Origin of the sequence: Rhizobium sp. BK060, from assembly GCF_014193145.1 — a bacterium.
Lineage (GTDB): Bacteria > Pseudomonadota > Alphaproteobacteria > Rhizobiales > Rhizobiaceae > Rhizobium.
Genome location: NZ_JACHYW010000032.1, coordinates 54156 through 77607 on the forward strand (window position 1 = coordinate 54156; position 23452 = coordinate 77607).

Sequence of the window (23452 nt, forward strand, 5' to 3'; positions counted from 1 at the left end):
GACGGGAGTGCCGCGATGTCATCCGTAGACGGTCGGAGCAAACCTGCCGAATCCTTGCCGCGAACCGTGCGTAATTGTTGACAATTGCCCCAACTTCAAGCCTGTTCCGTCTATGGATTCGACGACGGACATCATGATCGCGCTGCGGGCCGGCCGTGCGCTTCTGGGCCTCAGCCAGGAGGAATTGGCGACGTTGGCCGGCGTCAGCCGTCAGATCGTCGTCCGCCTCGAAAAGTGCGAGGGGAACGTTCTGACGGAGTCGCTGTCACGCGTGCGGACGGCGCTGGAGGGACACGGCGTGGTGTTCATAGAGGCAACGCCGGATCGCGGGCCGGGAGTCGCTCTCGCCAGAGGTCGCGCCGTCGACCCTGCGGATCGCGGATAGAGGATCGCCGGTCCGCCGATTCGAGTGAGAGAGCTCGCGCGTATTTCCTCGATTGTAATTCGAGTGCGGAGGAAGCCTCGAGACGTCTGCAGTTCGATGATCAGGACTCCTGAATGCGACCCTTTCCTAGGAGGGAAACCATCCGGACCGCGATCCGCGTGGCGGCCTCCAGTCGCTCCCGAGATCCCCAGGGGCGGTGGACCGCGCACCCAGCATCGGCGGATCGATCCGCCGCGACAGCGTCTGCGCCACGGCTGCGTGCCCGGTTCCGTGTAGAGATATCCTTTTCGCGGCTACAATGGTCTACTCTCTGATGGCGTTCGCTGGTTTCATAGTTAGCATTTCCGTAGCTTCGCTCCAAAATCCTGGACGCGAAGCAGCCTCCGCTGCGCAACTTGGTCTCTGTTCTCAGGCCCCAGTCATTCATGAAAATTTTATTTTCAATCACTTAGTGAACAGCGGCAGAAGCTTGCAGGAACAGTTTTCCGATGCATAAGTCCGGAGGGGTATTGATGAGGAATAGATTTTTTTCGCTGGTTTTGTTCGCGACGGTGAGCCAGCCTTGCTTTGCGCAGGCAGAGGATCGCATCGATCTGTTCTTCACAACCGTTGTCATGAAATACGGCATGCTGGCGGCCAACGCCAGGGTTTGCGACGTGCCGCTTCCAACGTCCGTCAAGTCTCGGATCATCGAAACGCTTTCGCCGATCCCGGATATCGACTATGCCGCAGCATCCCGAAAGCTCGACCGATACGCTGAAGACGAATACGGCAGGATCAACCTGGCTGATTGCAACTTCGACTACGTCAAGACTGGGCTGGATTCGCTCAATCTCTCGTTGGAGATTCTGAAAGACGAAGTGGCAAAACGATATTCTGGCCTTTAGTCCGCGCCGAAGAGGGCGAGAACGAGAGCGATGATTTTCTGAATGCCGAACGCGGCTTCCTCGGCCACCTTCTTGGACAGCCACTTCAGGGCCGGAAGAAGTATCCGCTTAACAAGCGCTGCGTCCGCCTGTTCGGCATTGAGCAGCGCCCGCCTGGCCTCGAGCTCTGCCATCCGCTCGCTTGCTTCGGGACCGCCGTTCGCGATCAGATGATGTTGCCCTTAAGGTCACGAATGACAGAGGACATCTCCTCATCCAGTTCCTTGAAGGCTTGCGACAATCGTTCAATCGCGACAACCTCGCCGTCCGGGCGCAACGTTTCGACGTTGGAAACGGCAGTTGGACGCTGATCGGCGTCCTCGATGAGGTCGTATAAGTCGGCAGCGACGTTGTTCGCGAGTTCTTCCGCACGTTCGAGACCTCGGCCCGTCAACCCATAGCTGCCGGCACCGCTGAGAGGTCTGGCCTTTGAGGTATCCGGCGTCGGAAAGGTCCTTGGTCGCGGCGAGAATCCAACTCTTTTGAAACATGCCGTCGACGAGAGACGCAGCTTTGCCTGTTTCGAGCTTCCGCCCTTGTTGCGAGAGCGAAACCAAGTAGGAATTCATCCTTGAAGTCGCGGTATGTCAGCCTGTCGGCCATGGGTAACGTCGATCGTCTGGCAGCCGGTGTTGAGAAAGGCTAGGTGCGCAAGGGGATACCCGAATAGGACACCTTGTTGACGGCGTCCTTGACCCCCGCTCTTTCAAGCTCGAGCGCGAGTGCGTCCCACACGACAATGGGAAACTGAGTGGGGCCGATTATGACGGCTTCTAGCAGGTCTGGAATCGTAATTCCCGTCAGCCCGCCGGCTTCGGTGTCCTGAAGTGGAATCTTGTAGACCTGTTGAGGAATGCCCGCGATAGTCTCAACATCGAGTTCAAGGATACCGCGGTCGTCAAGTTTCTCGGTGTGCATTATCCGCCATTCCCTCTCTTCGACAAAGCCGGGGTGCTTGGTGCACATCGCCGTCGCTCGCAGAAGGTTGAAAAAATGGCCGAGCACGTCTTGGCGATCCTTGGTCGCCAGCAAGTCCTTATTGTCGAGGACGCTTTTCGCAATCTCCTCGAAGGTCGCCCCAACCTCGCTGTCACCGAAATAGTGCACGGGGCTGCTGAACGCGCCAAAGGTCTGACTAAGGCTGTAGAGAGGCATTGGGTTGATCACCAGGGCGACCCCGACCTGATTGGCCGTATAAGAACGCCACATCGACAACCGACCAAAGGTTTCTTCGTTGGACTCGCGCTCGGATAAGCACGTGACGTAGGTCTTGTTTCGAAGGCCGAAGTTCCAGTTGTCGAACAGCTTCACGCCGTCGTCCGCCAAACCGGGGAAGGTGGCGTTCAACGCTGACATCAACGCCCGAAGTCCATGTTCCGCCTGCGTGTCGACCGGCGGCGTGATGGATCGCTGCATCAGTTGGATGCCGTGATCCACTTCCATGAAGTCGTTCATGCAGCGAAGGTTGCGCATCCAGACCCGGCCGTAGCGGATGATGGAGATTGCAGCGGCGGCAGATGTGTAGTGGACAAGCTTTTTGCCGTTTCTGATCAAAGCGTCGCGGCGGCGAGCCTCGTGGGGAGCGAATATATTCTGCAGTAGGAAAAAATCGTCCATTTTCTAACCCGTAAGCGAGTCGCTTCAACTTTCACGATAGTGGCTCCACGGGACACAAGCACGTAGGCCGGTTGCTTATCCCCGGAAATCGGACGGCTCGCCGTCATATGCGCGAGCGAGCTTGGCTACTCGCCCAAAAGCCGAGATCGGAAACTGCCGTCCGCGATGAACGTGAAAATGGTGACGTCGGGGTTCATCCAGATGGATGGAGAACGTTCCGCTTGTTCGCCGTCGCGGATCGCGGCGAGCATTTCGGCGAGCTGATCGAGAGCCTCGCGCACCGCTTGGGCATGATGGAACAACCCCCAAAAGCTTTTCCGCAGGCGCCTGATGACGACGAGGGCGACGTCGGAGTCAACGCTCAGGAGCAGGTTACGGGGTTCGCCTCGAGTCCGAAGCTGCGTCGTCGATCGGACAGCATGGCCCAGGCGAACATCGCGCGCAGCTTTAGGAGGCAGTTTCTCGCCAGCGTGGGCGCTTCGCGGCGGCGTATCGCCTCGACCAGACCCGCGACGTCGCTGTCGGTCACCTGGTCCATCGGCTTGTGCGCCCTGGGATTGATGTCGGGGTCCATGACATGTCGCCGAAAGAACTTGATGTCGTCGTCGACGCTGCGGTTGCGGGGCCTGGACGGAAGGTAGGCCAGATAGGTCTCGCAGACGTCGACGAACGCCGGGGCGGCCGCGGGCTCTCCATGCTGATATCGCGCCGTCGCCCGGTTCGGGCTGCGGCGGCGATTCCGCGCGCAGCCTCGGCGCCCAGCTCTGGAAACCAGCCGAGCCGCCAGCGCACACCCTTGTCAGGCGTGAAGTCTGGAACGTAGAAGAACGCCTTCCTGTCACCCGCTACGACGACCCTGATGTTGTCGGTCGTCGCGTCGGCGAATTCGTGGTTCGGGCCCGCGATCGGGAACGGCAGCCCGCCGATGATCTCGTCAGCGAATGTGATCTTTTGCATGACAGTTTCCTTTCAGGCTTGACGCTCGACTGTGTCTCGTGGTCGTGCGGCGGATGAAGGTGTCGGACGCGGCTGCTGTATGCGTGGAGAAGGGGGGATCGCTGACGTCCCGCCCCTGTGGTCACCGTGGCGAATCGCGTGCCCCTGCGGGGACCAGGGCGGCGCCGGACGTCCGGTCGTGCGCCTCTCTGGCCTTTCCGAGCTCCGACGCCGCCGCTTCGAGCTCTGTCGCCATGGCCTTCGCCTTCCTGGAGAAGCTGTTGCGGCGCCATTCCGTCCAGTCCCGAAGCCACGGCAGGGGATGGTAGGGGGAATAGGCGGCAAGCCTCAGCCTGCCCGTCGGCGTCCGCCGCCACTCCGTCCAGTGGATCCCGAGTTTGGGCTGGGGCGTCGACGCGGGAACGTAGGCCCCCCCGCCGACGTAGCGCATCTCGGCCTCCTCGACGATCTCCAGGATCGCCAGCCCGACCGGGACCCCGCGGATGTGCACCACCGTCGGGCTTCTCGGTATACGGTCTGGCTGCAGGACACGAAGATGCGACGGCTGTCGTCCCCAATTGCTGATCGGCGGGCGGATGAAGCCGCATCCTGCGGCCAAGGTGATCCGATGGCCCCGTCCTTCCAGCTCGACGAATAGCGCGTTTGCAAACTGCAGGCAGCATTCGAGGCTCGTCTCGGACACCGTGAGATCGATGGTGTGATAGCGCGGGTTGGCCAGCAGTAGGGCTCCGTCGAAACTTCGTTCCGCGGCGGAGTAGACCTCTCTCGCATGGGCGACCAGCAGGTGGATGTCGGCAAGGACCGGCCCGTATATCAGATCCTTCCGCCGGTAATGGGGCCTGATCGGAGCCCCTCCGGCATCGCCCCTCGACCAGCCTGCCAGCCGGCCGGGGCGCGCCGCCGGCAAGGGCGGCGGCGCGGGGGCGCGGCCAGCCTGCCGCTTCGCCCACCATCCTGGCGGCGGACGGGGCACGTCCAGAGCCTTGCAGACCCGGTTCAGATAGCTGTCGGAGACGTCCAGCTTCGCCGCAGCAACCTTCCCTGCGACGCTCCATACAAGCTGGTAGAGTTCCTCGCGGGTGATCATCGTCCGTGGTCCTCTCCGTCGTCGTGCTCCCATTCTTCGAGCGTGCAGGTGCCAAGTTCGATCTTGTGCAGCAGCTCCGACCATTTATTGAAGGCTCGCCGGATCTCGGCGCGGTACTTGTAGAGATTGTAGACCCGGACGATCCCGGTGGGGCTGTGGCCGATCGCGGCTTCCGCGACCTCCTCTCGTCCCGTGATCGGTTCCAGGTGGGTTCTGACCGTGCGTCGGACGTCGTGCCAGACCCAGTCGTCGAGGTTCTTTCCCGGCCACAGGGCATCCAGGGCCTCGAGCATGCGACGCTCGAACCTGCCCTGCGTCCCGCCACCGTTTTCGCCACCCGCTTTTGCGGACTTCTCGAGCCTCAGGTCGCTGAGCTTGTCGATGGGCGTCTGACCGCCGGTGAAGCTGAACACGAAGTCGCCGTGCCCGGCTGGAAGCGTCTCCCGGAGCGATCTCAACAGCTCGATCATCCTGTTCGACAGCGGCACGTGGTGCTCGGCTCCCTTCGAGGTCATCACCCACATCTTCCTGGCGAAGTTGATCTGGGACCACCGCATCTTCTTGACCGCGCCGCTCCTCTGGCCCGTCTCGATCAGCGTCCTCAGGCAGGGTCCGTAGGGGTAGGGGGTCTCGGTGCCAGCCGCCAAGAAGGCGGCCACCTCCTCGTATTCGAGGACGCGCGTTCGGTCGTTGACCGTCAGTTTCAGGCGTCTATGCGTCAGGTCGGCGACCGGATTCCGCTCGAGCCCGATCTGGCACCTGTTGTCCGGGTCCATGGCCCAGCCGAAGAAGGTCTTGATATGCGTCAGGGCGTGATAGGCCTGTACCGGCGCTCGCTGCTTGATCTGCTTGATAAGCGACGCCACGCCGGCGTCCGTGACGAGGTGGATCGGAGAGTCGATCCATGGGTTGGTGTCGGGATTGAGGAAGTTGCGCGTCAGGAACGCCATGTCCTGCACGGCGTTGAGGTTCCTGTCCCGCGACGGGAGGGAGGCGATGTAGTCCCCCATCACCTGGCGGAAGGCGCTGCGTTCCTTCCTGAGTTCCGCGGCGGCTTTGGCGGCCTTGGCCGCGGCTTCCGCCGCCCGCGCCGCGGCCGGATCGAGACCGCGCCTGGCCTGCTCGTCCCAGTCGCCCGCCTGCGTGCGCGCGGCTATCGTGTCCATGTCGGGAAAGGCGCCGATTGTCTGGCGCCTGGAGTTGCGCGAGCCGCCGGCGCGCCGGCGTAGAATGAACGTCTTCGACCGGGGCCCCACCCTGACCCCGAAGTTTGGGACGGATGCGTCGTAGACCTCGTAGCGCGCGCCGGGAGCGGCGAAGGGCAGGTCCGTGACGACCTTGTCCGTGAGGTGGGTCTTCTTGCTTGCGGCGGTGTTGTTCATAGTGGGTGTCCTTGTGGGTCCTCGGCTGGGCGACGGACGTTGTTTTTTCTGGGCGACGATTCTGGGCTGCGATTCCCCCGGCGGCGGAATGCCGGTACGCCACAAGGAAAGTACGAAAATAGAAAAAAGTAAATTATACCAATTACTTAGGAGGCGGAATGAAACAGCTTGAAACTTCGGCGAACCGTGTGCTACAAGCGCCGCCAACGGGGCAGTGGGCTTAGGAGGAGACTCCAAAACCGCAGGTCGGGGGTTCGAGCCCCTCTGCCCCTGCCATCTTTCTTGAACGAGTGGCGCGGATATCTCGCGGCGGTTCGGGACAGAAAGGCGACGTATGGCTAAGTTCGTTAAACTTCGGTTTCCCTCTTGTGCAATTGGGAATCGATGTTTATGTAGGGTTCAACAGACACGCGGTGCGTGGGGCTGATATGTTCAGCTTTACGCGCCGTAATTGCGTGGGCAGTCGATGGCATCCAAATCCAATCCGTTTGCGTTTCTGCAGCAGGTTCGCTCCGAGACGTCGAAAGTTACCTGGCCGTCGCGCCGCGAGACGATGATCTCGACGGTCATGGTGCTTGTAATGGTGATCTTTGCCGCGCTGTTCTTTTTTGCCGCTGACCAGCTCATTGGCTGGCTGTTGAGCTTCGTGCTTAACGTCGGCAATTGATCGGGTGGAGCAGTAACATGGCGGCACGTTGGTACATCGTCCACGCGTATTCGAATTTTGAAAAGAAGGTCGCGGAAGACATCGAGAATAAGGCTCGGCAGAAGGGCCTCGAGCATTTGTTCGAAAAAATTCTCGTTCCGACCGAGAAGGTGGTTGAAGTGCGTCGCGGCCGTAAGGTTGATTCCGAGCGCAAGTTCTTCCCGGGTTACGTTCTTGTTCGTGCCAATCTTACGGATGAAGCCTACCACCTGATCAAGAATACGCCGAAGGTCACTGGTTTCCTCGGCTCCGACAATAAGCCCGTTCCGATTCCGGACTATGAAGCTGAGCGTATTCTCGGTCAGGTTCAGGAAGGTGTCGAGCGGCCGAAGGCATCCGTTACCTTCGAGATCGGCGAGCAGGTCCGTGTCTCGGATGGTCCGTTCGCTTCGTTCAACGGCACGGTTCAGGATGTGGACGAAGAGCGTTCGCGCCTGAAGGTTGAAGTGTCGATCTTCGGCCGCGCTACGCCGGTCGAGCTGGAATACGCTCAGGTCGAAAAGGTCTGAGCGGGCGCGGTGTGAACCGCGAACCGCGTGGAAGGTGAGGGGTCTTAGCCGGACCCTGTGATCCGCACCACGCAACCGCAGCCGCCGGAGACATCCGGCATCACTGGCCGGGCAACCGGTCATCAATGAAAGGCAGAGAGATATGGCTAAGAAAGTTGCAGGCCAGCTCAAGCTTCAGGTCAAGGCAGGATCGGCAAACCCGTCCCCGCCAATCGGCCCGGCGCTTGGTCAGCGTGGCATTAACATCATGGAATTCTGCAAGGCGTTCAATGCCGCTACGCAGGAAATGGAAAAGGGTATGCCGATCCCGGTCGTCATTACCTACTACCAGGACAAGTCCTTCACCTTCGCGATGAAGCAGCCGCCGGTCAGCTACTGGCTGAAGAAGGAAGCGAAGATCACGTCTGGTTCGAAGACGCCTGGCAAGGGCGCCGTCGCCGGCAAGCTCACCAAGGCTCAGATCAAGTCGATCGCAGAAGCCAAGATGAAGGATCTGAATGCAGCGGACATCGAAGGTGCAATGGCGATGATCGAGGGCTCTGCCCGCGCCATGGGCCTGGAAGTGGTAGGATAAGACCATGGCTGGCAAGCGCACCAAGAAGATCAACGAAGGTGTTGATCCCACAAAGCTCTACGCTCTGAACCTTGCAATCGGCATGGTCAAGGAGCGCGCGGTTGCGAAGTTCGATGAAACCATCGAAGTCGCTATGAACCTCGGCGTTGATCCCCGTCACGCAGACCAGATGGTCCGCGGCGTTGTCAACCTGCCGAACGGCACGGGCCGCGACGTTCGCGTTGCTGTCTTCGCTCGTGGCGCCAAGGCTGATGAAGCCAAGGCAGCTGGCGCCGATATCGTCGGCGCTGAAGAGCTCGTTGAAATCGTCCAGGGCGGCAAGATCGATTTCGATCGCTGCATCGCGACCCCGGACATGATGCCGCTCGTCGGCCGCCTCGGTAAGGTTCTCGGCCCGCGTGGCATGATGCCGAACCCGAAGGTTGGTACGGTTACGATGGACGTTGCTGGTGCCGTCAAAGCATCCAAGGGCGGCGCTGTCGAGTTCCGCGTCGAAAAGGCTGGTATCGTTCATGCTGGCGTTGGCAAGGCATCCTTCGATGCCAAGGCTCTGGAAGAGAACATCCGTGCCTTCGCTGATGCAGTCATCAAGGCAAAGCCGGCTGGTGCGAAGGGCAACTACGTCAAGCGCGTAGCGATCTCCTCGACCATGGGCCCGGGCGTCAAGATCGACCCGTCGTCCGTTACGGCTCCGGCCGCTTAACAAGTTCGCCGGGCTTCTGCCCGGCTATAAAGAATTCCGGTCCCGCAAGGGGCCGGAGTATTCCGGAGAAATCCGGAATCCTGTCCGAGATTGCAGGTGGTTTTCCCTTAATCACTTCGCCTGCATGAGACGGGTAAGACCCGAATTGCATGAAGTACTGCTTCTAGGAATTTGGTTCGAGCCTTGGATGCCTTGTGCCTTCGGCCTTTCTTTGGCGCGAAGCGCGAGGGGACAGGATCCTCAAGCGTCGCTTGGGATCTCCTCTGATCCCAGGAGGCAAAGGCAACCCGGTAGGCCCCGTCAAAAGGTCCTGCCAACTGGAGATAGGCAGTGGAAAGAGCGGAAAAACGCGAATTCGTCACGGAACTGAACGAAGTCTTCAAGGCTTCGGGCTCGGTTGTCGTGGCCCACTATGCTGGTGCTACAGTCGCGCAGATGAACGACTTCCGTTCGAAGATGCGCGCAGCTGGCGGTACCGTCAAAGTCGCGAAGAACCGCCTGGCCAAGATCGCCCTTCAGGGTACGGAAGCGGAAGGGATTTCCAATCTCTTCACCGGTCAGACGCTGATTGCATACAGCACTGATCCGATCACCGCTCCGAAAGTCGTCGTGGATTTCGCCAAGGGCAACGACAAGATCGTTGTACTCGGCGGCGCCATGGGAACAACCACGCTCAACGCCGATGCAGTCAAGTCGCTTGCGACCCTGCCGTCGTTGGACGAACTGCGTGCGAAGCTGCTGGGCATGATCCAGACACCGGCTACCCGCATTGCAGGCGTTGTTGCAGCACCGGCAAGCCAGCTTGCTCGCGTGTTCTCGGCTTACGCCAAGAAGGACGAAGCCGCATAAGGCGGTTTTTTGCTGTTTATAAAACACCGGTTCGAACCGAACAAAAGGAACTAATAACATGGCTGATCTCGCAAAGATCGTAGACGACCTCTCCTCGCTGACCGTTCTGGAAGCAGCAGAGCTTTCTAAGCTTCTTGAAGAAAAGTGGGGCGTTTCCGCCGCTGCTCCGGTAGCTGTTGCTGCCGCTGCTGGTGGTGCAGGTGCTGCTGCTGCTGTTGAAGAAGAAAAGACTGAGTTCGACGTTATCCTGGCTGACGCCGGCGCTAACAAGATCAACGTCATCAAGGAAGTCCGCGCCATCACTGGTCTCGGCCTGAAGGAAGCTAAGGACCTCGTTGAGGCCGCTCCGAAGGCTGTCAAGGAAGGCGTTTCCAAGGCTGAAGCCGCTGACATCAAGAAGAAGCTTGAAGACGCCGGCGCTAAGGCTGACGTTAAGTAATCTTGAACTGCATTTGGGAGGTGGGATTTCCCGCCTCCCATTTGCCGTTTTCTGGAACGAATTACCCAAAAGCCGCTTAAAAACGGCTTTTGGGTAATGGGTTCTTCAAGAGGATGGTCTCGAACCGAGACGCGCAGGCGATCCGGCCTCGCAGTTCGGGAAGTGAGACGAGATTGAACTACTCATTGATTGACGGGGTCGACTGGCCATCGGTTCCCGTCCGTTGCAGGCCCGGATGCAATTTTGAAGGAGCGACGATGGCTCAGACCCTTTCATTCAATGGTCGTAGGCGCGTACGCAAGTTTTTCGGTAAGATCCCAGAAGTCGCAGAAATGCCAAACCTCATCGAGGTTCAAAAGGCATCGTATGATCAATTCCTGATGGTTGAAGAGCCCAAGGGCGGTCGCCCTGATGAGGGCCTTCAGGCTGTCTTCAAGTCCGTTTTCCCGATCACGGATTTCTCCGGCGCTTCCATGCTGGAATTCGTGTCCTACGAGTTCGAACCGCCGAAGTTCGACGTCGATGAATGCCGGCAGCGCGACCTGACCTACGCCGCGCCGCTGAAAGTTACTCTCCGTCTTATCGTGTTCGATATCGATGAAGATACGGGCGCGAAGTCCATCAAGGACATCAAGGAACAGTCGGTCTACATGGGCGACATGCCGCTCATGACCAACAACGGTACGTTCATCGTCAACGGCACCGAGCGCGTTATCGTGTCTCAGATGCACCGTTCGCCGGGCGTCTTCTTCGATCACGACAAGGGCAAAAGCCATTCGTCCGGCAAGCTGCTCTTCGCTGCCCGCGTGATTCCGTATCGCGGTTCCTGGCTCGACATCGAGTTCGACGCCAAGGACATCGTCTATGCCCGTATTGACCGCCGCCGAAAGATCCCCGTGACATCGCTGCTGATGGCGCTTGGCATGGACGGCGAAGAAATCCTGTCGACCTTCTACACGAAGTCCGACTATCAGCGCGACGGCAAGGGCTGGCGCATTCCGTTCAAGCCCGAGACCCTCAAGGGTGCCAAGGCGATCACCGAAATGGTTGACGCCGACACCGGTGAAGTCGTTGTCGAAGCCGGCAAGAAGCTGACGCCGCGTCTGCTCCGCCAGCTCGCCGACAAGGGCCTCAAGGCTCTGAAGGCAACCGACGAAGACCTGTACGGCAACTACCTCGCCGAAGACATCGTCAACTACTCGACGGGTGAAATCTACCTCGAGGCAGGTGATGAGATCGACGAGAAGACGCTGCCGATCATCCTGCAGAACGGTTTCGAAGAGATCCCGGTCCTCGGCATCGACCACATCAACGTCGGCGCCTACATCCGCAACACGCTGACTGCAGACAAGAACGAGAACCGTCAGGACGCTCTGTTCGACATCTACCGCGTCATGCGTCCCGGTGAACCGCCGACGATGGAATCGGCCGAAGCCATGTTCAACTCGCTGTTCTTCGATGCGGAGCGCTACGATCTCTCCGCCGTTGGTCGCGTGAAGATGAACATGCGTCTCGACCTCGACGTCGAAGACACTGTCCGCATCCTGCGCAAGGACGACATCCTGGCCGTGGTCAAGATGCTGGTCGAACTGCGCGACGGCAAGGGCGAAATCGACGACATCGACAACCTCGGCAACCGTCGCGTTCGCTCCGTCGGCGAACTGATGGAAAACCAGTACCGTCTCGGCCTGCTCCGTATGGAGCGCGCGATCAAGGAACGCATGTCCTCGATCGAAATCGACACGGTCATGCCGCAGGACCTGATCAACGCGAAGCCGGCAGCTGCTGCCGTTCGCGAATTCTTCGGCTCCTCGCAGCTCTCGCAGTTCATGGACCAGGTGAACCCGCTTTCGGAAATCACCCACAAGCGCCGTCTTTCGGCACTTGGCCCGGGTGGTCTGACCCGCGAGCGCGCAGGCTTCGAAGTCCGCGACGTTCATCCGACCCACTACGGCCGTATTTGCCCGATCGAAACGCCGGAAGGCCCGAACATCGGTCTGATCAACTCGCTGGCTACCTTCGCACGCGTCAACAAGTACGGCTTCATCGAAAGCCCGTACCGTCGCATCGTTGACGGCAAGGTGACGAACGACGTTCTTTACCTCTCTGCAATGGAAGAAGCGAAGTACTACGTCGCTCAGGCTAACGCCGAACTGTCTGCCGACGGCTCGTTCGTCGACGAATTCGTCGTTTGCCGTCACGCCGGCGAAGTTATGCTCGCTCCGCGCGACAGCATGAACCTGATGGACGTTTCGCCGAAGCAGGTCGTTTCGGTTGCTGCGGCTCTCATCCCGTTCCTGGAAAACGACGACGCCAACCGCGCTCTCATGGGCTCGAACATGCAGCGTCAGGCCGTTCCGCTGCTGCGTGCTGAAGCTCCGTTTGTCGGTACCGGCATGGAGCCGGTTGTCGCCCGCGACTCCGGTGCTGCTATCGGCGCCCGCCGCGGCGGCGTGGTCGACCAGGTCGACGCGACGCGTATCGTTATCCGTGCGACGGAAGACCTCGAAGCTGGCAAGTCCGGCGTCGACATTTACCGTCTGCAGAAGTTCCAGCGTTCGAACCAGAACACCTGCGTCAACCAGCGCCCGCTGGTAACCGTCGGTGACGTTGTCAACCGTGGCGACATCCTCGCCGACGGTCCGTCGACGGACCTGGGCGATCTCGCTCTCGGCCGTAACGCGCTCGTCGCGTTCATGCCGTGGAACGGCTACAACTACGAAGACTCGATCCTGCTCTCCGAGCGCATCGTTGCTGACGACGTGTTCACGTCCATCCACATCGAAGAGTTCGAAGTGATGGCCCGTGATACAAAGCTTGGTCCGGAAGAAATCACGCGCGACATTCCGAACGTTTCGGAAGAAGCGCTGAAGAACCTCGACGAAGCCGGTATCGTCTACATCGGCGCCGAAGTTCAGCCGGGCGATATCCTCGTCGGCAAGATCACGCCGAAGGGCGAAAGCCCGATGACGCCGGAAGAAAAGCTTCTGCGCGCCATCTTCGGTGAAAAGGCTTCGGACGTCCGCGACACCTCCATGCGCATGCCGCCCGGCACCTACGGCACGATCGTCGAAGTGCGCGTCTTCAATCGCCACGGCGTTGAGAAGGACGAGCGCGCGATGGCGATCGAGCGCGAAGAGATCGAGCGTCTTGCAAAGGACCGCGATGACGAGCAGGCGATCCTCGACCGTAACGTCTACGGCCGTCTGGTCGACATGCTGCGCGGCCAGGTCGCGATTGCTGGCCCGAAGGGCTTCAAAAAGGGCACCGAACTGGCGAACAACGTCGTTTCCGAATATCCCCGCTCGCAGTGGTGGATGTTTGCTGTTGAAGACGAAAAGGTCCAGGGCGAACTCGAAGCTCTCCGCGGCCAGTACGACGAATCCAAGTCGCGCCTTGAACAGCGCTTCATGGACAAGGTCGAGAAGGTCCAGCGCGGCGACGAAATGCCTCCGGGCGTCATGAAGATGGTTAAGGTCTTCGTTGCTGTTAAGCGCAAGATCCAGCCAGGCGACAAGATGGCAGGCCGTCACGGTAACAAGGGTGTCGTGTCGCGTATCGTTCCGGTCGAAGACATGCCGTTCCTGGAAGATGGTACGCACGTCGACGTCGTTCTGAACCCGCTGGGCGTGCCTTCTCGCATGAACGTCGGTCAGATCCTCGAGACGCACCTTGGCTGGGCTTGTGCCGGCATGGGCCGCCAGATCGGTGACATGCTGGAAGCCTACAAGGCCAGCGGCAACATCGAGCCGCTGCGCAAGACGATCGGCGACGTTGTCGGCGACGGTCCGAAGGCCGAACAGGTCAAGGACTTCGACGATGACTCGGTCCTTCGTCTGGCTGACCAGTGGAAGCGCGGCGTTTCGATTGCAACGCCGGTCTTCGACGGCGCTCATGAAGGTGACGTCAATGCGATGCTGGCTCTGGCCGGTCTCAAGGAAAGCGGTCAGTCGACGCTGTACGACGGCCGTACTGGTGAGCAGTTCGACCGCCAGGTGACGGTCGGCTACATCTACATGCTGAAGCTGAACCACTTGGTCGACGATAAGATCCACGCTCGCTCGATCGGTCCTTACTCGCTCGTTACCCAGCAGCCGCTGGGCGGCAAGGCGCAGTTCGGCGGTCAGCGCTTCGGCGAAATGGAAGTCTGGGCTCTGGAAGCATATGGTGCAGCCTACACGCTGCAGGAAATGCTGACGGTGAAGTCGGATGACGTCGCCGGCCGTACCAAGGTCTACGAAGCCATCGTCCGTGGCGACGATACGTTCGAAGCCGGTATTCCGGAAAGCTTCAACGTTCTCGTCAAGGAAATGCGCTCGCTTGGTCTCTCTGTCGAACTCGAGAATTCGAAGGTCGATGAGCAGCAGGCCAGCCAGTTGCCGGACGCCGCCGAGTAACCACTGATAGGGTGTGCGCTGCAACGCAGCGCACACCGTTCCCGCTCTGGCCCCGTGTGTGTCGGCCGAGCAGGGACGATTTCGCCGCATTCTGCGGTTATTGTCGTTTTGAGCGTTGGCGCGGCTCCCGGGATTTGCCGCTGTCCATGCAAGCTAAGGGCGCATTCGCCCATGAAGGAGACAGGCATGAACCAAGAGGTCATGAATCTTTTCAATCCGCAGGTGCCTGCACAGAACTTCGATTCCATCCGGATTTCGATTGCTTCTCCGGAGAAGATTCTTTCCTGGTCTTACGGTGAGATCAAGAAGCCGGAAACCATCAACTACCGTACGTTCAAGCCGGAACGCGACGGTCTCTTCTGCGCGCGCATCTTCGGACCGATCAAGGACTACGAGTGCCTGTGCGGCAAGTACAAGCGCATGAAGTACAAGGGCATCATCTGCGAAAAGTGCGGCGTTGAAGTTACGCTGTCGCGGGTTCGCCGTGAGCGCATGGGCCATATCGAGCTCGCCGCTCCGGTCGCCCACATCTGGTTCCTGAAGTCGCTGCCATCACGCATCTCGACGTTGCTCGACATGACGCTGAAGGATGTCGAGCGCGTTCTCTACTTCGAAAACTACATTGTCACCGAGCCGGGCCTCACCGCCCTCAAGGAGCACCAGCTCCTCTCGGAAGAAGAGTACATGCTGGCCGTCGACGAATACGGTGAAGACCAGTTCACGGCCATGATCGGCGCTGAGGCTATCTACGAGATGCTGGCCTCGATGAACCTCGAAAAGATCGCGGGCGATCTGCGCTCGGAGCTTGCCGACACGACGTCGGATCTCAAGCAGAAGAAGCTGATGAAGCGCCTGAAGATCGTCGAGAACTTCATGGAGTCGGGCAACCGTCCGGAATGGATGATCATGAAGGTCGTTCCGGTGATCCCCCCGGATCTGCGTCCGCTGGTTCCGCTCGACGGTGGTCGTTTCGCGACGTCGGACCTCAACGATCTGTACCGCCGCGTCATCAACCGCAACAACCGTCTGAAGCGCCTGATCGAACTGCGCGCTCCGGGCATCATCATCCGCAACGAAAAGCGCATGCTGCAGGAATCTGTAGACGCGCTGTTCGACAACGGCCGTCGCGGCCGCGTCATCACCGGCGCCAACAAGCGTCCGCTGAAGTCGCTGTCCGACATGCTGAAGGGCAAGCAGGGCCGCTTCCGTCAGAACCTGCTCGGCAAGCGCGTCGACTACTCCGGCCGTTCCGTCATCGTGACCGGTCCGGAACTCAAGCTGCACCAGTGCGGTCTTCCGAAGAAGATGGCGCTCGAGCTCTTCAAGCCGTTCATCTATGCCCGCCTCGACGCCAAGGGTTATTCCTCGACCGTCAAGCAGGCGAAGAAGCTGGTGGAAAAGGAAAAGCCTGAGGTTTGGGATATCCTCGACGAGGTCATCCGCGAGCATCCGGTTCTCCTGAACCGAGCACCGACGCTGCACCGTCTGGGCATCCAGGCCTTCGAACCTACCCTGGTCGAAGGCAAGGCGATCCAGTTGCATCCGCTCGTCTGCACGGCCTTTAACGCCGACTTCGACGGTGACCAGATGGCGGTTCACGTGCCGCTATCGCTCGAAGCTCAGCTCGAAGCCCGCGTTCTGATGATGTCGACGAACAACATCCTGCACCCTGCAAACGGTGCACCGATCATCGTTCCGTCACAGGACATGGTTCTCGGCCTCTACTATCTCTCGATCATGAACCAGAACGAGCCGGGCGAAGGTATGGCCTTCTCCGACCTCGGCGAACTGCATCATGCGCTTGAGACCAAGGTCGTCACGCTGCACACCAAGATCCGCGGCCGCTTCAAGTCGATCGGTGAGGACGGCAAGCCGTACTCGAAGATCTACGAAACGACTCCGGGCCGTCTGCTCATCGGTGAACTCCTGCCGAAGAACGGCAAGGTGACCTTCGACGTCTGCAACCAGGAAATGACCAAGAAGAACATCTCCAAGATGATCGACGCGGTCTACCGCCATTGCGGCCAGAAGGACACAGTCATTTTCTGCGACCGCATCATGCAGCTCGGCTTCAGCCATGCCTGCCGCGCCGGCATTTCGTTCGGCAAGGACGACATGGTCATTCCGGACACCAAGGCGAAGATCGTTGGTGACACCGAAAACCTGGTCAAGGAATACGAGCAGCAGTACAACGACGGTCTCATCACACAGGGCGAAAAGTACAACAAGGTTGTCGACGCCTGGGGCAAGGCCACCGAGAAGGTCGCCGAAGACATGATGGCCCGCATCAAGGCCGTCGAATTCGATGAAAAGACCGGTCGCCAGAAGCCGATGAACGCCATTTACATGATGTCGCACTCGGGCGCCCGCGGTTCTCCGAACCAGATGCGCCAGCTGGGCGGCATGCGCGGCCTCATGGCCAAGCCGTCGGGCGAAATCATCGAAACGCCGATCACCTCGAACTTCAAGGAAGGCCTGACCGTCAACGAGTACTTCAACTCGACGCACGGCGCCCGTAAGGGTCTCGCAGATACCGCCTTGAAGACCGCGAACTCTGGTTACCTGACCCGTCGTCTCGTCGACGTCGCACAGGATTGCATCGTCAACTCGGTGGATTGCGGCACCGACAAGGGCCTCACCATGACCGCCATCGTCGATGCCGGTCAGGTCGTGGCCTCGCTCGGCGCTCGTATCCTCGGCCGTACCGCGCTGGATGATATCGATCATCCGGTCACCGGCGAGCGTATCGTTGATGCCGGCAAGATGATCCTCGAGCCCGATGTCATCGAGATCGAAAAGGCTGGTATCCAGTCGATCCGCATCCGCTCGGCCCTGACCTGTGAAATCCAGACGGGTGTTTGCGCGGTCTGCTATGGTCGTGACCTTGCACGCGGTACGCCTGTCAACATGGGCGAAGCGGTCGGTGTTATCGCTGCTCAGTCGATCGGCGAGCCGGGCACTCAGCTCACCATGCGTACGTTCCACCTTGGTGGTACGGCAACGGTGGTCGACCAGTCGTTCCTGGAAGCTTCGTATGAAGGCACGGTTCAGATCAAGAACCGCAACCTGCTGCGCAACTCGGATGGCAACCTCGTTGCCATGGGCCGCAACATGACCGTCCAGATCCTGGACGAGCGTGGCGTCGAGCGCTCCTCGCAGCGCGTTGCCTATGGTTCGAAGCTGCATGTCGACGATGGCGACAAGGTCAAGCGTGGTCAGCGTCTGGCAGAGTGGGATCCCTACACCCGTCCGATGATGACGGAAGTGGCTGGTACCGTTCAGTTCGAAGACGTGGTCGACGGTCTCTCGGTTCTCGAAGCGACCGACGAATCCACAGGTATCACCAAGCGTCAGGTTATCGACTGGCGTTCGACCCCGCGTGGTTCGGACCTCAAGCCGGCAATCGTCATCAAGGATGCCAGTGGTAATGTCATGAAGCTGTCCCGCGGTGGTGACGCCCGCTTCCTGCTGTCGGTCGACGCGATCCTGTCGGTCGAGCCGGGCACGAAGGTGTCGCAGGGTGACGTGCTTGCACGTTCGCCGCTCGAAAGCGCCAAGACCAAGGACATCACCGGTGGTCTGCCGCGTGTTGCTGAACTGTTCGAAGCTCGTCGTCCGAAGGACCACGCCATCATCGCTGAGATCGATGGCACGATCCGCCTCGGCCGCGACTACAAGAACAAGCGTCGCGTCATCATCGAGCCGGCAGAAGACGGTGTTGAGCCTGTTGAATACCTGATCCCGAAGGGCAAACCCTTCCACCTTCAGGAAGGCGATTATATCGAAAAGGGTGACTACATCCTCGACGGTAACCCGGCTCCGCACGACATCCTGGCGATCAAGGGCGTCGAAGCTCTGGCTTCGTACCTCGTCAACGAAATCCAGGAAGTCTATCGCTTGCAGGGCGTTGTCATCAACGACAAGCACATCGAAGTGATTGTCCGTCAGATGCTGCAGAAGGTGGAAATCACCGATGCCGGCGACTCGACCTATATCGTCGGCGACAACGTCGACCGTATCGAGCTCGAAGACGTCAACGATACGCTGATCGAACAGGGCAAGAAGCCTGCTTACGGCGATCCGGTTCTGCTGGGTATCACCAAGGCGTCGCTGCAGACCCCGTCGTTCATCTCGGCTGCTTCGTTCCAGGAGACCACAAAGGTTCTCACGGAAGCTGCGATCGCCGGCAAGACCGACGGCCTACAGGGTCTGAAGGAAAACGTCATTGTTGGTCGCCTGATCCCGGCCGGTACCGGTGGCACGATGACGCAGATCCGCCGCATCGCTACGTCGCGCGACGAGATGATCCTCGAAGAACGCCGCAAGGGCACGGGCGCCGATGTTGCCACCCCGATGCTGCAGGATCTCGCGGGTGAGAGCGCACCGGCTGCCGAATAGTCGGCAGCTTGGTTCTCAGAATTGAATTAAAAAGCCGCCCGGAGTGATCCGGGCGGCTTTTGTTTTCGCGTTTTTTGTCAGGGTGAGTACGAGAGGCTCAGCCAAGTAGCGGTAAGAAGTGCTCCATGCCGTAGCCCAGCCGTGTGCGGGCGTCGTCGAAGCCAAGCCAGAAGAAGCAGAACAGGATCGGACTTCCGCCGCTGAACGGCGTCATTTCGCGATGCAACCAGCTGGCGGGTTGCTCACCTTCGACGGGAATGTGGAAGTAGTGCCGCCGGTGACAAAATTCGGTTCCGTCCTTGGAAAAGCGATAGTCATGAAAGATGAGCGGGCGAGGGGAGTTTCGGGCAGGATCCCGGTCTCTTCCGAGAACTCGCGAAGTGCCGCGGCGGCGATATCTTCGCCAGTCTCCACCGTGCCCCCCGGAACCTGAAGCGCGACCTCCGGGAAGTCGGGCTCATCGAAACCCAGCAGCCGGTCGCGCCAGGTGGCATAGATCAGCACCTTGAGCGCATCCGGCTCCATCGGGGTCTCAGCTGAAGCGGATGATCGCGACTTCGCCGTCGACGGCGCCCTGGTAGGCGGAGGCATGCGGCTCCTCTTCCGGGACTTCGGTCAGCATGCCGATCTGGTCGAGGTCCGCCTCGATGAAGCCTTCTTCGGCGAGAGCGTTCAGGGCCTCGCGCACGGCGCTGTCGTCATCGGCGGCCTTGAGCATGATGTGGAGGTCGACGCCGTCGCTGTCATCGGACTGATAGCCCTTGCCGATGATGATGAAGACCATCGGTCCTTCGGAATTGTTGTCATTGTCGGGAGCGGTAATCATCGGAGGTCCTTCGATTCGAGATTTGAATCTGATTTCATGCGCTTAGCGGCTGCAATCAGCGATTCCATAGCTGCTTTTTGCTCCAATGCTCAAGTTTATCTTGGCGGTCGGTGGCGAATTCGCCTAGAAGGCCCAAAAGAGCGCGCAATGGCCCGGTTTCAAGGCGTTCCGCCGAAGTTTATTTGTTAACGGCCTTGACGAGACGGCGGGAAACCAGTAGTACCCGCGCCATCCGGACCCATGTGAGGCATGGCCATTCGGGGCGACGCGCCCCGGAGATCACCTCAAACAAGGTTCGAAACGCACGTTGAAGATATGATGCCTGCACGCATGACGCATGTCTTTTGCGTCCTCTGCTCTCAGTGGTCCATCTGCGAAAGCGGATCGGGCCACGTTTTGCGCATTGAGACAAGCGTGTGATCTTGCCGGAGACGGCGCGAGTTACGCCCGCAAGGGATTGAGATATAAACGTAAGGGATGGTTGAATGCCTACCGTAAACCAGCTTATCCGCAAGCCGCGTCAGGCGAACGTAAAGCGTAATAAGGTTCCTGCCCTGCAGGAAAACCCTCAAAAGCGCGGCGTTTGCACCCGCGTCTACACGACGACGCCGAAGAAGCCGAACTCGGCTCTCCGTAAGGTCGCAAAGATCCGTCTGACCAACGGCTTCGAAGTCATTGGTTACATTCCCGGTGAAGGTCACAACCTTCAGGAACACTCTGTCGTCATGATCCGTGGCGGCCGTGTTAAGGACCTTCCGGGTGTCCGTTACCACATCATTCGCGGCGTTCTCGATACCCAGGGTGTCAAGAACCGCAAGCAGCGCCGTTCGAAGTACGGTGCGAAGCGTCCGAAGTAATTCGGTTTTGAAATCCCGGCGCTGCGCGAGGTCCTCCGCGTGGTAGAGCGTCTAAACCATTGAAGAGACGAGAAGTATGTCCCGACGTCACAGAGCAGAAAAGCGCGAGATCAACCCGGATCCGAAGTTCGGCGATCTGGTTGTTACCAAGTTCATGAATGCAATCATGCTTGACGGCAAGAAGTCTGTCGCAGAGAGCATTGTATACGGCGCATTCGACGCCGTGCAGGGCAAGTCCAAGCAGGAGCCGCTCGGCGTGTTCCATCAGGCTCTGGACAACGTTGCTCCGCACGTTGAAGTCCGTTCGCGCCGCGTTGGTGGTGCAACCTATCAGGTTCCGGTTGATGTTCGTCCGGAGCGCCGTCAGGCCCTGGCGATCCGCTGGCTGATTGCTGCTGCGCGCAAGCGCAACGAAACGACCATGGTCGACCGACTGTCGGGCGAGCTTCTCGATGCATCCAACAACCGTGGTTCCGCGGTCAAGAAGCGCGAAGACACGCACAAGATGGCTGATGCCAACCGTGCGTTCTCGCATTATCGCTGGTAATCCCGAACGGGTTCGAAAGGCAGTCCACAATGGCTCGCGAATATAAAATCGAAGACTACCGTAATTTCGGTATCATGGCGCACATCGACGCCGGCAAGACGACGACGACCGAGCGTATCCTTTACTACACCGGCAAGTCGCACAAGATCGGCGAAGTGCACGATGGCGCGGCCACGATGGACTGGATGGAGCAGGAGCAGGAGCGTGGCATCACGATCACCTCCGCTGCCACCACGACCTTCTGGAAGGGCCGTGACGGCAAGATGCGCCGCTTCAACATCATCGACACCCCCGGCCACGTCGACTTCACCATCGAAGTCGAGCGTTCGCTGCGCGTTCTCGACGGTGCTATTGCTCTTCTTGATGCCAACGCAGGTGTTGAGCCGCAGACGGAAACCGTCTGGCGTCAGGCTGAGAAGTACAACGTTCCGCGTATGATCTTCTGCAACAAGATGGACAAGACCGGTGCGGACTTCTACCGCTCGGTCGAGATGATCAAGACCCGTCTCGGCGCAACGGCTGTCGTCATGCAGCTGCCGATCGGCGCAGAAAGCGACTTCAAGGGCGTCGTCGACCTGATCGAGATGAACGCTCTCGTATGGCGCGATGAATCACTCGGCGCTCAGTGGGACGTCGTCGAAATCCCGGAAGACCTGAAGGCTAAGGCTGAAGAATATCGCGAAAAGCTGATCGAGACCGTTGTCGAGATCGACGAAGCCGCGATGGAAGCCTACCTCGAAGGCAACATGCCTGACAACGATCAGATCCGCGCGCTCGTCCGTCGCGGTACGATCGACGTCAAGTTCCATCCGATGTTCTGCGGCACCGCTTTCAAGAACAAGGGCGTTCAGCCGCTGCTCGACGCGGTTGTCGACTACCTGCCGTCGCCACTCGACATTCCGGCGATCAAGGGCATCGACTTCAAGACCGAAGCCGAAATCGAACGCCATGCTGACGACTCCGAGCCGCTTTCGATGCTCGCGTTCAAGATCATGAACGACCCCTTCGTCGGTTCGCTGACTTTCGCACGCATCTACTCCGGCAAGCTCGAAAAGGGTTCGTCGGTTTTGAACACGGTCAAGGACAAGCGCGAGCGTGTCGGCCGTATGCTGCAGATGCACTCGAATTCGCGTGAAGACATTGATGAAGCTTTCGCAGGCGACATCGTTGCTCTCGCCGGTCTCAAGGAAACCACCACGGGTGACACGCTCTGCGATCCGCTGAAGCCTGTTATTCTCGAGCGCATGGAATTCCCCGAGCCGGTCATCCAGATCGCGATCGAGCCGAAGTCCAAGGGCGACCAGGAAAAGATGGGCCTCGCGCTCAACCGCCTGGCTGCTGAAGACCCGTCCTTCCGCGTCAAGACCGACCAGGAATCCGGCCAGACGATCATTGCCGGCATGGGCGAACTTCACCTCGACATCATCGTCGACCGTATGCGTCGCGAGTTCAAGGTCGAAGCAAACGTCGGTGCGCCGCAAGTTGCTTACCGCGAAACCATCACGCGCCAGCACGAAGAAGACTACACGCACAAGAAGCAGTCCGGTGGTACCGGTCAGTTCGCGCGCGTCAAGATCGTCTTCGAACCGAACCCGGAAGGCGACGACTTCAAGTTCGAATCCAAGATCGTCGGCGGTGCTGTTCCGAAGGAATACATTCCGGGCGTTCAGAAGGGTATCGAAAGCGTTCTGTCCTCCGGTCCGCTGGCGGGCTTCCCGATGCTCGGCGTCAAGGCGACGCTCATCGACGGTGCCTTCCACGATGTTGACTCGTCTGTCCTCGCGTTCGAAATCGCTTCTCGCGCTTGCTTCCGTGAAGCAGCCAAGAAGGCCGGCGCTCAGCTGCTCGAGCCGATGATGAAGGTCGAAGTTGTCACGCCGGAAGATTACGTCGGCGACGTGATCGGCGACCTGAACTCTCGCCGTGGCCAGATCCAAGGTCAGGAAAGCCGTGGCGTCGCGGTTGTCATCAACGCGAACGTCCCGCTGGCGAACATGTTCAAGTACGTCGACAACCTGCGCTCCATGTCTCAGGGCCGCGCGCAGTACACGATGACGTTTGATCACTATTCACCGGTCCCCTCGAACGTCGCAACCGAAATCCAGGCAAAGTATTCCGGCCAGAAGTGACCGGAATACCAATTGACCGATAACAAGAATTAGATCCCTCAGGGGACCTTAAAAGAGTGGAGAGCCCACATGGCAAAGAGTAAGTTTGAGCGCAACAAGCCGCACGTTAACATCGGCACGATCGGCCACGTTGACCACGGCAAGACGTCTCTGACGGCAGCGAT

The 23452-nt window shown here is 59.5% G+C and carries 23 protein-coding genes and 1 pseudogene; 14 read left to right on the forward strand and 10 right to left on the reverse strand.

The annotated features are described in order from the left end of the window. Window positions 1-112 precede the first annotated feature (112 nt). Window positions 113-385, forward strand: coding sequence for a helix-turn-helix domain-containing protein (locus FHT71_RS26560; RefSeq protein WP_246718101.1), 273 nt, complete (start codon window positions 113-115; stop codon window positions 383-385). Between the two features lie 512 nt (window positions 386-897). Next, window positions 898-1272: a hypothetical protein gene (locus tag FHT71_RS26565; RefSeq protein ID WP_183722804.1), complete on the forward strand. Its 375-nt coding sequence runs from the start codon at window positions 898-900 to the stop codon at window positions 1270-1272. Here FHT71_RS26565 and FHT71_RS26570 read toward each other — a convergent pair. From FHT71_RS26570 to FHT71_RS26605, 8 genes are all read right to left on the reverse strand, one after another. Beyond that, window positions 1269-1445 carry a hypothetical protein gene (locus FHT71_RS26570; RefSeq protein WP_183722805.1) on the reverse strand — a complete coding sequence of 59 codons (177 nt, stop codon included), beginning with the start codon at window positions 1443-1445 and terminating at the stop codon, window positions 1269-1271. The two genes, FHT71_RS26565 and FHT71_RS26570, sit on opposite strands and share 4 nt — an antisense overlap. Before the next feature lie 32 nt (window positions 1446-1477). After that, a complete protein-coding gene (locus tag FHT71_RS26575; RefSeq protein ID WP_183722807.1) occupies window positions 1478-1705 on the reverse strand; it encodes a hypothetical protein in 228 nt (75 codons plus the stop codon). Between the two features lie 248 nt (window positions 1706-1953). Continuing rightward, window positions 1954-2865 carry a DUF2971 domain-containing protein gene (locus tag FHT71_RS26580; protein WP_183722809.1) on the reverse strand — a complete coding sequence of 304 codons (912 nt, stop codon included), beginning with the start codon at window positions 2863-2865 and terminating at the stop codon, window positions 1954-1956. Window positions 2866-3053: 188 nt separating this feature from the next. Continuing rightward, a complete protein-coding gene (locus tag FHT71_RS26585) occupies window positions 3054-3230 on the reverse strand; it encodes a hypothetical protein (RefSeq protein WP_183722811.1) in 177 nt (58 codons plus the stop codon). Between the two features lie 59 nt (window positions 3231-3289). Next, window positions 3290-3466: a hypothetical protein gene (locus FHT71_RS26590; RefSeq protein WP_183722813.1), complete on the reverse strand. Its 177-nt coding sequence runs from the start codon at window positions 3464-3466 to the stop codon at window positions 3290-3292. Then, window positions 3454-3885 carry a hypothetical protein gene (locus tag FHT71_RS26595; RefSeq protein WP_183722815.1) on the reverse strand — a complete coding sequence of 144 codons (432 nt, stop codon included), beginning with the start codon at window positions 3883-3885 and terminating at the stop codon, window positions 3454-3456. The genes FHT71_RS26590 and FHT71_RS26595 overlap by 13 nt, the downstream gene beginning before the upstream one ends. Window positions 3886-4006: 121 nt before the next feature. Continuing rightward, on the reverse strand, window positions 4007-4972 hold the full coding sequence (locus FHT71_RS26600) for a hypothetical protein (protein WP_183722816.1): 966 nt from the start codon (window positions 4970-4972) through the stop codon (window positions 4007-4009). Next, a complete protein-coding gene (locus FHT71_RS26605; protein WP_183722818.1) occupies window positions 4969-6354 on the reverse strand; it encodes an integrase family protein in 1386 nt (461 codons plus the stop codon). The genes FHT71_RS26600 and FHT71_RS26605 overlap by 4 nt, the downstream gene beginning before the upstream one ends. A 466-nt stretch (window positions 6355-6820) precedes the next feature. On the opposite strand from FHT71_RS26605, the gene secE reads away from it, so the two are divergent. The 8 genes from secE to rpoC all read left to right on the forward strand — a co-directional run bounded on the left by secE (window position 6821) and on the right by rpoC (window position 18929). Beyond that, window positions 6821-7021 carry a preprotein translocase subunit SecE gene (gene secE, locus FHT71_RS26610; RefSeq protein ID WP_132592284.1) on the forward strand — a complete coding sequence of 67 codons (201 nt, stop codon included), beginning with the start codon at window positions 6821-6823 and terminating at the stop codon, window positions 7019-7021. Window positions 7022-7038: 17 nt separating this feature from the next. Next, the gene (gene nusG / locus FHT71_RS26615; protein WP_007791989.1) at window positions 7039-7569 is read left to right on the forward strand and encodes a transcription termination/antitermination protein NusG; all 531 of its coding nucleotides are present in this window, start codon (window positions 7039-7041) and stop codon (window positions 7567-7569) included. Window positions 7570-7711: 142 nt separating this feature from the next. Then, the gene (gene rplK / locus FHT71_RS26620; protein ID WP_007791992.1) at window positions 7712-8143 is read left to right on the forward strand and encodes a 50S ribosomal protein L11; all 432 of its coding nucleotides are present in this window, start codon (window positions 7712-7714) and stop codon (window positions 8141-8143) included. Window positions 8144-8147: 4 nt separating this feature from the next. Further along, the gene (gene rplA / locus FHT71_RS26625; RefSeq protein WP_007791995.1) at window positions 8148-8846 is read left to right on the forward strand and encodes a 50S ribosomal protein L1; all 699 of its coding nucleotides are present in this window, start codon (window positions 8148-8150) and stop codon (window positions 8844-8846) included. A gap of 330 nt (window positions 8847-9176) precedes the next feature. Beyond that, window positions 9177-9695, forward strand: coding sequence for a 50S ribosomal protein L10 (gene rplJ / locus FHT71_RS26630; protein WP_007791997.1), 519 nt, complete (start codon window positions 9177-9179; stop codon window positions 9693-9695). 58 nt (window positions 9696-9753) lie between these two features. Continuing rightward, window positions 9754-10134: a 50S ribosomal protein L7/L12 gene (gene rplL / locus FHT71_RS26635; protein WP_007792000.1), complete on the forward strand. Its 381-nt coding sequence runs from the start codon at window positions 9754-9756 to the stop codon at window positions 10132-10134. Between the two features lie 257 nt (window positions 10135-10391). After that, window positions 10392-14531, forward strand: a complete 4140-nt coding sequence (gene rpoB, locus FHT71_RS26640; protein ID WP_007792003.1) for a DNA-directed RNA polymerase subunit beta — start codon at window positions 10392-10394, stop codon at window positions 14529-14531. A gap of 186 nt (window positions 14532-14717) precedes the next feature. Continuing rightward, window positions 14718-18929, forward strand: coding sequence for a DNA-directed RNA polymerase subunit beta' (gene rpoC, locus FHT71_RS26645; protein WP_007792006.1), 4212 nt, complete (start codon window positions 14718-14720; stop codon window positions 18927-18929). A 97-nt stretch (window positions 18930-19026) separates the two neighbouring features. On the opposite strand, the pseudogene FHT71_RS26650 reads toward rpoC, so the two are convergent. Together FHT71_RS26650 and FHT71_RS26655 are read right to left on the reverse strand one after the other, a co-directional pair. Then, a pseudogene (locus FHT71_RS26650) lies at window positions 19027-19454 on the reverse strand (NUDIX domain-containing protein). A 7-nt stretch (window positions 19455-19461) separates the two neighbouring features. Then, window positions 19462-19755, reverse strand: a complete 294-nt coding sequence (locus tag FHT71_RS26655) for a hypothetical protein (protein ID WP_007792012.1) — start codon at window positions 19753-19755, stop codon at window positions 19462-19464. A 485-nt stretch (window positions 19756-20240) separates the two neighbouring features. Here FHT71_RS26655 and rpsL point away from each other — a divergent pair, with 485 nt between their 5' ends. The 4 genes from rpsL to FHT71_RS26675 all read left to right on the forward strand — a co-directional run. After that, the gene (gene rpsL / locus FHT71_RS26660) at window positions 20241-20612 is read left to right on the forward strand and encodes a 30S ribosomal protein S12 (protein WP_003547537.1); all 372 of its coding nucleotides are present in this window, start codon (window positions 20241-20243) and stop codon (window positions 20610-20612) included. Window positions 20613-20688: 76 nt separating this feature from the next. Then, window positions 20689-21159: a 30S ribosomal protein S7 gene (gene rpsG, locus FHT71_RS26665; protein ID WP_007531641.1), complete on the forward strand. Its 471-nt coding sequence runs from the start codon at window positions 20689-20691 to the stop codon at window positions 21157-21159. Between the two features lie 29 nt (window positions 21160-21188). Continuing rightward, window positions 21189-23288, forward strand: coding sequence for an elongation factor G (gene fusA, locus FHT71_RS26670; RefSeq protein WP_007792018.1), 2100 nt, complete (start codon window positions 21189-21191; stop codon window positions 23286-23288). A 69-nt stretch (window positions 23289-23357) separates the two neighbouring features. After that, window positions 23358-23452: GTP-binding protein (locus tag FHT71_RS26675; protein ID WP_018010120.1), on the forward strand; the 95-nt coding region annotated here is incomplete at its 3' end.

What these genes read in the sequence shown, in the direction of transcription:
- FHT71_RS26565 (WP_183722804.1), top strand. Translation starts at nt 898, where the DNA reads ATGAGGAATAGATTTTTTTCGCTGGTTTTGTTCGCGACGGTGAGCCAG.
- nusG (WP_007791989.1), top strand. Translation starts at nt 7,039, where the DNA reads ATGGCGGCACGTTGGTACATCGTCCACGCGTATTCGAATTTTGAAAAG.
- rplK (WP_007791992.1), top strand. Translation starts at nt 7,712, where the DNA reads ATGGCTAAGAAAGTTGCAGGCCAGCTCAAGCTTCAGGTCAAGGCAGGA.
- FHT71_RS26560 (WP_246718101.1), top strand. Translation starts at nt 113, where the DNA reads ATGGATTCGACGACGGACATCATGATCGCGCTGCGGGCCGGCCGTGCG.
- FHT71_RS26590 (WP_183722813.1), bottom strand. Translation starts at nt 3,466, where the DNA reads ATGGACCAGGTGACCGACAGCGACGTCGCGGGTCTGGTCGAGGCGATA.
- FHT71_RS26605 (WP_183722818.1), bottom strand. Translation starts at nt 6,354, where the DNA reads ATGAACAACACCGCCGCAAGCAAGAAGACCCACCTCACGGACAAGGTC.
- rpoC (WP_007792006.1), top strand. Translation starts at nt 14,718, where the DNA reads ATGAACCAAGAGGTCATGAATCTTTTCAATCCGCAGGTGCCTGCACAG.
- rpsG (WP_007531641.1), top strand. Translation starts at nt 20,689, where the DNA reads ATGTCCCGACGTCACAGAGCAGAAAAGCGCGAGATCAACCCGGATCCG.
- FHT71_RS26595 (WP_183722815.1), bottom strand. Translation starts at nt 3,885, where the DNA reads ATGCAAAAGATCACATTCGCTGACGAGATCATCGGCGGGCTGCCGTTC.
- fusA (WP_007792018.1), top strand. Translation starts at nt 21,189, where the DNA reads ATGGCTCGCGAATATAAAATCGAAGACTACCGTAATTTCGGTATCATG.
- rplL (WP_007792000.1), top strand. Translation starts at nt 9,754, where the DNA reads ATGGCTGATCTCGCAAAGATCGTAGACGACCTCTCCTCGCTGACCGTT.
- rplA (WP_007791995.1), top strand. Translation starts at nt 8,148, where the DNA reads ATGGCTGGCAAGCGCACCAAGAAGATCAACGAAGGTGTTGATCCCACA.
- rpsL (WP_003547537.1), top strand. Translation starts at nt 20,241, where the DNA reads ATGCCTACCGTAAACCAGCTTATCCGCAAGCCGCGTCAGGCGAACGTA.
- FHT71_RS26570 (WP_183722805.1), bottom strand. Translation starts at nt 1,445, where the DNA reads ATGGCAGAGCTCGAGGCCAGGCGGGCGCTGCTCAATGCCGAACAGGCG.
- rpoB (WP_007792003.1), top strand. Translation starts at nt 10,392, where the DNA reads ATGGCTCAGACCCTTTCATTCAATGGTCGTAGGCGCGTACGCAAGTTT.
- FHT71_RS26655 (WP_007792012.1), bottom strand. Translation starts at nt 19,755, where the DNA reads ATGATTACCGCTCCCGACAATGACAACAATTCCGAAGGACCGATGGTC.
- secE (WP_132592284.1), top strand. Translation starts at nt 6,821, where the DNA reads ATGGCATCCAAATCCAATCCGTTTGCGTTTCTGCAGCAGGTTCGCTCC.
- FHT71_RS26600 (WP_183722816.1), bottom strand. Translation starts at nt 4,972, where the DNA reads ATGATCACCCGCGAGGAACTCTACCAGCTTGTATGGAGCGTCGCAGGG.